8 protein-coding genes and 2 riboswitches are annotated in these 11,024 nt (G+C 46.5%); all 8 genes read right to left on the bottom strand.

Translation table 11 applies throughout. From position 1 onward, the window contains the following. Positions 1–664: hypothetical protein (locus B3W37_RS07930; protein ID WP_483175299.1), on the bottom strand; the 664-nt coding region annotated here is incomplete at its 3' end. 43 nt (positions 665–707) lie between these two features. Beyond that, positions 708–827: riboswitch (molybdenum cofactor riboswitch) on the bottom strand. Beyond that, positions 827–2,155 (bottom strand): stalk domain-containing protein, encoded by a 1,329-nt coding sequence (locus B3W37_RS07925; protein WP_483175297.1) that lies wholly within the window; start codon positions 2,153–2,155, stop codon positions 827–829. (Overlaps the previous riboswitch by 1 nt.) A gap of 62 nt (positions 2,156–2,217) precedes the next feature. Next, on the bottom strand, positions 2,218–2,526 hold the full coding sequence (locus B3W37_RS07920) for a DUF2149 domain-containing protein (RefSeq protein WP_483175296.1): 309 nt from the start codon (positions 2,524–2,526) through the stop codon (positions 2,218–2,220). Beyond that, entirely contained in the window at positions 2,501–3,124 is a 624-nt protein-coding gene (locus B3W37_RS07915; RefSeq protein WP_483175300.1) for a MotA/TolQ/ExbB proton channel family protein, read from the bottom strand. The genes B3W37_RS07920 and B3W37_RS07915 overlap by 26 nt, the downstream gene beginning before the upstream one ends. 30 nt (positions 3,125–3,154) lie before the next feature. After that, complete coding sequence (locus B3W37_RS07910; RefSeq protein WP_483175295.1) at positions 3,155–4,783, bottom strand: Ig-like domain-containing protein; 1,629 nt, start codon at positions 4,781–4,783, stop codon at positions 3,155–3,157. Positions 4,784–4,850: 67 nt separating this feature from the next. Next, positions 4,851–8,459 carry an S-layer homology domain-containing protein gene (locus B3W37_RS07905; protein ID WP_483175294.1) on the bottom strand — a complete coding sequence of 1,203 codons (3,609 nt, stop codon included), beginning with the start codon at positions 8,457–8,459 and terminating at the stop codon, positions 4,851–4,853. 328 nt (positions 8,460–8,787) lie between these two features. Further along, positions 8,788–8,906, bottom strand: a riboswitch (molybdenum cofactor riboswitch). A 268-nt stretch (positions 8,907–9,174) separates the two neighbouring features. Further along, on the bottom strand, positions 9,175–10,230 hold the full coding sequence (locus B3W37_RS07900) for an alcohol dehydrogenase (RefSeq protein WP_483171667.1): 1,056 nt from the start codon (positions 10,228–10,230) through the stop codon (positions 9,175–9,177). A 357-nt stretch (positions 10,231–10,587) separates the two neighbouring features. Next, positions 10,588–11,024 (bottom strand): Na-translocating system protein MpsC family protein (locus B3W37_RS07895; RefSeq protein ID WP_483175293.1); only part of this gene is annotated, 437 nt, incomplete at its 5' end.

Here is an 11,024-nt window from a genome sequence, read left to right as displayed (position 1 = left end):
CGTACAACAGGTGATTCGCATCGCTACGGCTGAAATTGTCCGAATCCAAGATATCAGCATAAGACTGAGCGGAAAAACTCCGGTGGGCGATGATAATTGGTACTGGCACAGCATCTGAAGCATCACCAATGAGATGGCCAGGCAGGCCGGCATCCATGAAATTAGGGAACCGATACCTGGGTTCACGTAGTTCCTGTAAGGTAAAGGTGGCTTTAAAATCGTCGCTGGACTCAAATCTAATTTGAGTGGCCTCGTCATTTAGCCCGCCGGCCACCTCAAGCAACTCTTCCAATAATACACCTTGACCTCTGTACCAGCTCTTGGTTGGCCAGGTGTTAATAGTGCTGTAAATAACATCCTGCTGTTCCAAATAATAGTCACCAGCTAGTGGTTCTAGGCCCCGGAGCTGACTCTGGGTAATGGTAATTCCCGGACCGTCAAGCCCTGGCCCCGATATGGTAATGTCGCCACCGGCGGCATAAGCATCTGCGGGTGCCGCCAAGGCAAACATACCGGCTAGCAAAAACACTACCATCACAACCGGCCACAGGCGATTCCAACAGCGAGCAGTTGTATTTCCTGTTTTCACTCTCTTCTCCCCTTTCCCTATTCTTATATGGTAAAAACAAACCCCAAAACTAAATACTTTTTCACCTCCAGTCAAAGAAAGAAGACCCGGTTGGTCCCTAGAAGCCAACCGGATCTGTTATATCCGGGTCTTGGCTCCTTTCCAACATGGGAGGCACACTCGTTTCCAGGTGTACCCTAACGGCTTGAGAACCATGGTATCGACTTTAGGCACCACAAGCTCGGAGCAATATTTAGTTTATCTAACAATCAAAACTTGGCCATTACTGGGATCATATGTTACCTCCGCTTCCAGAGTCTCACTGATAAACCGCAGCGGAACAAAGGTACGGCCAGGTGCCAGAATCTCCGGAGCACAGTCAACAGTCTGTTTTTCTCCATTAACCTGGACTGTGGTAGAACCTATAGTAAGAATAATCTCCTGTTCATCATCGGTAATGGTTACCTGTCTGGTTTCAGGATCCCAACCCACTTCAGCACCTAATGCTTCACTGACGAAACGTAAAGGTACCAGTGTGCGACCGGCTTCAGCGTTTATGAAAGGCTCCGCTTCCAAGATATAGGGTGTGTCGTTAACACTAGCTTCTTTTACACCAATGGTAAGCTTAATGACCAGCGGTAAACTATCCGGTGATTGATCAGAAACCCGATATTTAAAGGTGACCACGTCACTGTCCAGTTTGCCGGGACCGATGGTTATTGCCTTAATCGTTGTGTCCTCATTGATAGGTCCTATAGGACGGTTAATAGTACCCAAAACATCCGCCCGGGCGGTCCACCACCGGCTGGCAATCCAGTTATATACAGGGCTGTCCGTAGTTGGAGTACTGCCATCAATGGTGTAATGAATCTTGTCATCGTCGTTATTGATATTGCTTAAAGCCACCATGGTTCCTGGAGAAACTGTGCCGCTAACCGGATTGGCCTGTGGATCGTCCCATTTCTCGGGCTTAGTGGTTAAGACCTCAATTTTGTTCAGATATTTTACAAACAAATTTCCGGTCTGCTCAGTAACCGTCCGCTGACCCAGCATCAGCAGGAGGGAATTCAAATCGTTCATATAGCTGGGATTATCACTCCCTTCTACACTGATCAGGCCAATAATTGGATCTACCCCTATCTTCCCCGAGGGGTCGCCGGGCAGATGTCCATCACTATCACCACCAGATTTAAAATTAGGGAAACGATAGCGCTTGTCCTCAAATAGCTCTTTGACCGTGATGGTGACGGTATATCCATCGGCAGAGGTGAATCTAAGCAAGGTAGCCTTATCGGTCATCCCCGCCTTGTTGAGCAGGTCATACAGCTTGACTCCCTTTCCTACATACCACTTTTTAGTAGGCCAGGTATTTATGCAGCTGTATACATACTGATGCTGCTTCATTTGCTTAAGCTGATCCAAGCTTAGTACTAATGGGTTCCTCACCCCATCTCCGGTGATTTCCAGTGAATCTGATGCAGCCAGTACTAAATTGGGTGATGTTATGCAAAGGCTACCAGCCAGCAACAGAATACTCAGTAGAGCAATTGTAAAACCATAGAAATGTTTTCTTACCCTGGTTGGCATATAAACACCTCCTTTCTTTCAAAAAGTTTTTCATTTTCCCAGAGTCTACCATACGCTAAGTATTAGTCGGTCAACATAAACAACTTTCCGGTAGACGGGTCTTTGTAAACCGTACCCATTCTTTCGTAAACCTCACCTTGACCCTGAGTTTCGATCAGGTCTTCACGTATCTCGGGGATATCGGTCATCTCCCGCCCTTGTTCCAGGGTTACGCTCTGCCCTAGACCAAAATCAACATTCCAGTTGATGGCTAGGGCTAGCATTAGTCCACAGGCAAAAACCAGCATGGCATCAACAATATTAATAGCGCCCTCCAGAGGATTAACTTCTTCTTGCCTCCATCGACTATTTCTCCTCAATCCTCCGCCCACGTGACAACACCTCCATTAAACTTTCCATTAAGGCTTCTAGAGTACTCAAATAATCCTCATACCATCTTTTGCGCAGACGAGAGACAGCAAAAGCAATGCCTCCGGCAGCCAAACCGGTTACTGTAGCATCAAAAGCAGTAAGCAGTGAATCAGCTAATACTTTGGGATCACCCTCACCCAGAGCGATCAACCCCGGCCCCAAAGGAATTAGGGTTGCCATTAAACCCAACATGGGACCCAGTCGGGTCACCAGATCAGTACGATTAGTTATACGCACATAATTCAATTCTTCATTAGTCAGCAGTCGACGCGCCAAAGCCTGCAAGGAAACAGCAGGCAGATCTTTATTTTGGAGCAGTTCACTAATGGCCGCCTTTTGGCGTCGGAATAGCCGAACACCTTCAACTTGCTGCATGATTTCCGCAACATTCTTTTCCTGAAACTCATTTATCAACTCGGACACATTTACCTTCATCTTGCGCCGTTCGGTCAAGGCTTCTACCAGTAGGCCGCCTAATTCCACCACCGATAAAGCTAACATGAATAAAAGTACGGCAATGGTAGGAATTAATAACCCGGATGAAATGGCATGCATCATTTCTTTCAACGATAGTAAGATGGTCATGTTTTATAATCGCTCCTTTGTAAATTGGGCATATTTTTGGCCGGCTCCTGAAAGGAAGAATATCAATAGCATTATGGTCGAATAAATTTTCATACGATCCTGGGCTACTTTTAACGGTAGAGGGATGGTATCAGCCGACATTTCAAAAACCTGCCAGTTGTCATTGACCGGCTGCTGCGAGACCTTGCCAATGCTAGAATCTCCTGCAAGATCCTCTATCTTAGCCAGGTATTGGGCCCGCTCTTCCGGTATGGTTGACTCGGCAGGAAGGGTTGCCTTTGCGGAGGTGTTCGGATCCGGAACAGAAGCAACCTCCGGTTTCGGTTCCGGTTCTGGCAACTGCTGTACAGCAGGCTCAGGGAGGTTTGGCTCGGTACTATTTGTTATTGGAGCAGCTTCCTCATCTTGCTCCTCGTCTGGACCGTTCACTACACAGGTGGCTTTATGATTACCGTCTACGGTAGCAACCGTAATGACAGCCGTTCCTGGGCCAACAACTGTAACCAGGCCGCGATTATCAACTGTGGCAACCCTGGTATCACTGGAACTCCAGATCAGATCCTGATTCGTAGCATTAAAGGGGGTCACTGTCGCCTCCAGCCGGAATGTGCTCCCTACCGGCAGGTCGATTCTATTCCTATCCAGAGAAATTCCCGTGGGCGATCCACCCGGAACCTTGGTCGGATCTACGGCCTTGCCGCTCATATCAGCGGTAAATTTAAATGTTACCACTTCGCTGTCCAACTTTCCGGGGCCAATGGTTATCATTTTAATGATAGTGTCTTCTTTTACTTCAATGGGTTTATTAACACCTTTTACATCACCGCGCTGATCCCACCAGCGGCTGGCGCTCCAGTTAAACATGGGACTATTGATGGTCGGAGTACTGCCATCAGTAGTGTAGTAAATTTTATCCTCGTTATTATTCTTATTGCTTAGTTCAATCTCAGTTCCTACTGGTAATACAGTTCCACTGGGGATATTGGCCTTGGGGTTATCCCACTTTTCGGGAGCGCTAGCAAGAACCTCAATTCTATTTACATACTTAAGAAAAAGGTTGTTGGTCTGCTCGGTTACCGCCCGCTGCCCTAATACGAGCATTAACGCATCTCGGTCGTTCATAGCAGCCGGGTCATCACTACCCTCGGCACTGACCAGAGCCAAAATAGGTTCTACCTCTTCGGCGCCCTCAGAAGACCCGACAATACTTCCGTCGGTAGGATGATTATCCTTTAAGCCTAGAAAATAGTAACGTTTGTCTTCTAATAGTTCTTTAACCGTTAGGGTCACATCATAACCGTCACTGGATATGAACTTGATCAGTGTAGCATCATCCTTGATTCCAGCCTGATTGAGCAATTCTCTTAACTTAACCCCTCGTGCTGTATACCAGCGCTTGGTCGGCCAGGTATTGATCACACTATATATGTGCTCATACTGCTGCATCGCTTCCAGCTGATTGAAGGATAAGGTAAGCGGATTAGCCACACCCTCTCCAGTGATCTCAATTGTGTCTGCGGCTTCAGCTATAGCAATATCAGGTATTGCCAGGCGAGAAAAAAACAATATAAGGAGAAGCCAGGCCATTAATAAGAGCTTAAGATTGGTTTTTTTAAAACTGGTAGAATACACAGCCATACTCTCCCTCTATCGCCTTCCTGGTTCCGCTTACGGTTTGGTTGCTGTGTCTATTTTTGGACTAGGGCCTATGTAAGGCATTAACGATAACGGTAGCCGCCTCAGCCCTGGTTGCATTTCCCTGGGGACGCACAGTGTTATCAGGATATCCATTTATTATTCCGTTTTCCACTGCTGTTGCTAAAGATCCCCTAGCCCAAGCGGAGATACTGCTTTCATCTCTAAATGCTATTTCTTCTATTACCGGAGTCAACTCAGCCACATTCACGATCATGTGAGCCATTTGCTCACGAGTAATATATTCATCAGGCCCAAATTTGTTATCGCCATAGCCCTCTACTACACCGTGATATGCAGCCGTAGAAATGGCCTCTTCAGCCCAGTGGCCGGCAGTGTCAGCAAAGCCTTTTCCACTCTGGGACTTGAGGTCAAATGCTTTTACCAGGATTGAAGCGAATTCCGCCCTGGTAATACAATTGTCTGGTTTAAAGGTCCTGTCAGGATAACCGCCTACAGCCCCAAGTTCAATTAATTGCTTTACATTCTTTTCCGCCCAGTGACCGCTAATATCGGTTAAGGTAACCTCTACTGTATCGTTTGCCGCCATTACTGTAAATTTCGTGAAGTGGCTCACTGGCACGGTAATGATATTGCCAGATGCCTTGCCTGCAATGTCGAGCCACTTTTTCTGGTTTTCATCATAGTAGTAAATGGCCGGAGAGCTTTTAGGGCTAACCTTTTCAGGATCGTATTTAAGCTTAACGGTTACAGGTTTATTAAAGATATAACTGGTTTGACCATCGACGCTGAACTCGTAAACTCCAGCAATTATCTTAAAGCCGGCAGGTGCAGTCGGAGGCTTGCTGACCCGTGCTATTTTTACTTCAACTGGGCTGGTTCCGGCTAATGCTCCGGCAGGAATCTCAATAACAGCATCCTCTCCGAGTTTTACGATACCCCCTTCGCCCGGTTTGATTATTTTAGTCGCCACTGGGTTATCAGCCACCATTATGGCAAACATGGTAAAGTGATCCACCTGAATGCTAATGGTATTACCGGATACTTCGCCACCAATATCAACCCATTTCTTCTCTTTCTGATCATAATATTGGATAGTCAGGGTTTCATCAGCGGCTAATTCCTCAGCATTGAAGGTTAGCTTGATGGTAACCGGTTTTTTAAAACTGTAATTACCCTCACCGTCTATGCTAAACTCATAAACGCTGCCAAGAATTCTAAATCCTAACGGTGCAGCCGGAGGCTCGCTCACCCGCTCTATTGTTACGTCTACCGGACTACTACCAGTCAAAGCTCCGGCGGGAATCTCAATGACGGCTTCCTCGCCCAGGCTTACCTTCCCACCTTCATCGGGCGTTATCTTATCACTTATATTTGTCGCTGTTCCTGTAACCTTGTAGGTAAATTCGGCCACATCGCTGTTTAACTTACCCGGACCTATGGTTATAGCTTTTATGGTAGTATCTTTAGTCAGCACGATGGGCTTGTTAATCTCTTTAACAGTCTCTTCGCCCCTTGAGGCCCACCACCGTTTGGCTACCCAATTGAACATAGGACTGTCTAGATCAGGGGTACTGCCATCAAGAGTATAGTGAACCTTATCCTCATCATCGTAAGGACTATGTAGTTCTACCTCCGTTCCTGACGGTACAGTTCCACTATCAGGATCTGCCGTCGGCTCATCCCATGATTTTGGAGAGTCGGTGAGTATTTCTATTTCGCACACGTATTTTACGAATTGAGGACCAGTTTGCTCCGTAACCGCTCGCTGACCCATCATTAAGAGCAATGCACTGCTATCGTTCATATAATCCGGGTCATCAGTACCCTCAGCACTGACCAGGGCGAGGATAGGCTCGACTGGTGTCGCACCTGCCGAAGAGCCGGGAATATGCCCGTCAGCATCACCGCTACCGCTTTTAAAATTGGGAAAGCGATAACGCTCATCTCTCAACAGTTCTTTAACCGTAAAGGTCATGTAATAACCATCACGGGAAATAAACTTGATCTGCCGGGCACTTCCTTTTATCCCCACAATATCGAACAAATCGCTTAATGTAACCCCTTTCCCCACATACCATTTCTTAGAAGGCCAGGTGTTTATACAACTGTAAACCTGCTGGGACTGGGGCATATCTTCCAACTGGGATTGGGTAAACTCCTGCTGGTTTGTTACCCCATCTCCGGATATAGTTAATACAATGTCCCCGTCAGGTGGTTTAGGATCACCACCGGTAGCAGTAATCTTCTGCGTTACAACGGCATCAAGATAACCTGTGGCAATGACGATTATTGTGTAGTCTCCGATAGCAGTGAATACTTCAGAATCAATGGTAATTACACCAGCAGCAATACTGTATTTGTCGGTAATAGAAGTTCCATTTACCGTTACCTCGGCAATTTTCTCACGCCATAATTCATTATCAGCAAAAGTCAGCTCTATGGTGTTTCCCAATTTGTTGCCGGAAGTATCAGCAATTAAGGTCGGAGGGACATAGGCTTCATTTACAAGCAAAGTGAAATCAAAACTATCAGTATTTTCCGGTTCGGCACTATCGGTTACTGTCAGGGTAAAGGTAAAGGTACCGCTTTGGGTAGGCGTACCTTCCAGGGTTGCCCCGGTTAGAATCATCCCTGCCGGCAGCGATCCCCCCGTAATACCAAAGCTATAAGGCTCTATCCCCCCTACTGCCTTGAAAGTATGACCTTCGTATTCTTCATTTAAGACAGCATTAGCCGGGTTGTCATTACTAATTGTAAGGGGTACATAATACGTAAAAGCAACGATATCACTGTCTTCTCTGCCAGGACCGATTACAATGGCCTTAATTGTAGTATCTTCTGTTATTTCAATGGGACGGTTTATTTCATCTAAATCATCCGCTCTCGATGACCACCAGCGGCTGGCAATCCAGTTATACATAGGGCTATCTATGGTTGGGTCACTGCCGTCCAAAGTATAATGAACCTTGTCCTCATCATTAAACTGGCTGTTCAATCTCACCAGTTCACCTACCGGCACCTCCCCTGGCTCTACCGATGCAGTGGGAACATTCCATTGAGATACGGGACCGGTAAGCACTTCGATTTTTATTACATATTTAGCAAATCTGGCATTGGTTTGCTGGGTTACCGCCCGCTGCCCGTACAACAGGTGATTCGCATCGATACGGCTGAAATTTCCCGAATCCAAAATATCATTATAAGACTGAGCGGAAAAACTCTGGTGGGCGATGATAGTTGGTACTGGCACAGCATCTGAAGCGTCACCAATGAGATGGCCAGGCAGGCCGGTATCCATGAAATTAGGGAACCGATACCTGGGTTCACGTAGTTCCTGTAAGGTAAAGGTGGCTTTAAAATCGTCGCTGGACTCAAATCTAATTTGAGTGGCCTCGTCATTTAGCCCGCCGGCCACCTCAAGCAACTCTTCCAATAATACACCTTGACCTCTGTACCAGCTCTTGGTTGGCCAGGTGTTAATAGTGCTGTAAATAACATCCTGCTGTTCCAAATAATAGTCACCAGCTAGTGGTTCTAGGCCCCGGAGCTGACTCTGGGTAATGGTAATTCCCGGACCGTCAAGCCCTGGCCCCGATATGGTAACGTCGCCACCGGCGGCATAAGCGGGATTAGGTGCTAGTAAACTCACCAAACCAACAATTAAAAACCCTATTAAAATAAAGAAAAGATGAAATTTACGTCTTTTATTTACCGTATTCATTAATAATCCTTCACTCCCTTTCTATGAAAAACCGCTCTATTACCAATACCCGGCCTAAATATCAGCATCCGTCATACTGAGTAACAATAAAAATCCATATTAAATTCAATATTTCAATAACCCCCATTCACGTATAGAAAATTGAAGGCAAATAATGAATAATTTTATGCTCAATAAACAAAAACCCCCTGCACGGACAGGAGGTTTTATCTAAAAGCTACTAATAGCAGAAAACCAATGACAGTTTTCTCGCAACCATATAGCTTATAGTACTCCTTTCCAGAAGGGAGGCAGAACCGTTTCCCGTTCTACCCTGTCGGCTTATTCACCATTTCCCACTGATTTAGGCAAATAAGCTCGGAGTTTTAGATTCTGTATAAACTGTTTGGATAATATTTCTTTTGTTTAAATCATTCTATTTAGACTTTAATTTTCCTGCATAATTTAACATTTATCTACATAGTAGTCGAGCTTTCCAGTCCGGTCTGGCCCCCGGCTCATACTCCTGCTGGCTTGGTGATAAGGTTTCTTTCACCAGCTCAGCAGACATCCTGGCCAAACACCAAAAAGCGCCTCATAAAAGAGGCGCCTTTTGGCTTGAACATGAATCCTGTTTTGCCAGGAGACAAATAATTTCTGGTTTCTATTTCTGGTAAGGAGTTACTATCCACTTCAGACAGCCATCTTTCTTGCCGCCAAAGATATCATAGCCTTTAACAATATCATTTAATGGAGCGCGATGGGTGCACAGGAAGCTGGTGCTGATCTTACCGGCCTTGATCAACTTGATCAGTTCTGGAATGCGATTGGCGTTGACCAGACCCATGCTGATTCTGATGTTCTTGATCCACAAGGTGTTCATGGCCAGTTCCTGGGGTTTTTCAAATACGCCGATCAGAGATACTGTTCCACCGGGTCTGACAGCATCGATGGCCATATCGAAAGTGGGTTTGAAACCATTGGCTTCGATAGTAGCGTCAGCGCCGCGTCCTTCAGTCATTTCTCTGATAGCATCGCCGGCATCCCCGTTGAGGGGATTGACTCCAACGTCAGCGATACCGTTCTTCACTGCCCAATCCAAACGTTCCTGATTGATGTCGACAGCCACTATCTTGGAAGGCCCCCACAGCCGGGCGGTGGTCATAGCGCACATTCCAACCGGTCCGCAACCCATAACCGCAACAGTATCGCCCGGTTCGATCTTGGCCTGTTCGGCGCCAAAATAACCGGTTGACAGGATATCGCCGACGAAGAGCACATCTTCCTCCGTCAGTCCCTCAGGAATGCTAAACATCCCCAGGTTGGCATGAGGTACCCGCACATACTCGGCCTGGCAGCCGTCGATCATATAGCCGAATATCCAGCTGCCGGTGGTGCAATGCGAATAAATCCCGCGTACACAGTAGAAGCACTCGCCGCACTGGGTGACACAGGAAACCGCTACTTTGTCCCCTACCTTGGCGTTCCTTACCGCAGGGCCTACTTCCACGACTTCACCCACAAATTCATGGCCGATTATTCTTCCCGGTTCTACTTCCGGCATACCCCCGTGCCAGATGTGAATGTCGGTGCCGCAGATAGTGGAAGTGGTCACTTTTACTATCGCATCATCGGGTTCGATAATGCGCGGTACCGGTACGTCCTCCAAACCGATTTTTTCGGGGCCACGATAAACCAGAGCTTTCATTGTGTCAGCCATTAAAAAACCTCCCTTTTCTTTTCCGAGGGACTGCATGCCCCTCATTTTATCCACCCCTAATTAATACAGAAACAATAAAAGCCGATGGGTTAATTACGCTTAATAAGCGCTTATAACACATCGGTTTTCTTTGGAGCCCCCTGCAGGGTTCTCTACAGACCACCAGGTAATTTGTTGCAGGTTTTGCTCAACGTACCATTACAGGTTAACATGCGGCAAAAACCGCCATATTAACCCTAAAAACAACAAAAGCCGATGGTTAAACGCGCATAAAAGCACTTATAACACATCGGTTTTCTTTGGAGCCCCCCGCAGGGTTCTCTACAGACCACCGGGAATTTCGAGTATACTCTGATTTTAATCTACGCTCGATTTTTCAGTTAATATGCGGTCGAAAACAATCACATGCATCCAGAAATCGTTTTCCGGTTCCAACTCATAGGCATGGTGAATGGCGACAGCGCTCAACCTGTTTTCGAAATAGCCTACGTTGTCAATAGCATGCTGTTTTACCACCTGCATTCGAGCTGCTCTTACCACCTCTCTTCCAGACGGAGTCTTGTTTATGTATTTTTCCGGCTCGGTTAGAAAACCTTCGCCGCGGATAACCAGCATATCGTCCCAAATAACGATTTTGGTCTTATCGACCCCTTTGCCAAGTTTGTCTTTGAAATATTTTTCCATGTAAATTTTAAATTCGTGTTGAAATTGACGGCGTTCCTGGTCATTCAACCTGCGCCCGGACATGCCGGTAGGAATGATAGCTTTATCATCTACCAATTTGAATTGAGTTG

This window comes from Syntrophomonas sp. UBA5494 (assembly GCF_002426325.1).
The sequence above is the reverse complement of the archived record's forward strand: the minus strand, read 5'-3'. Positions and strand labels throughout refer to the sequence as shown.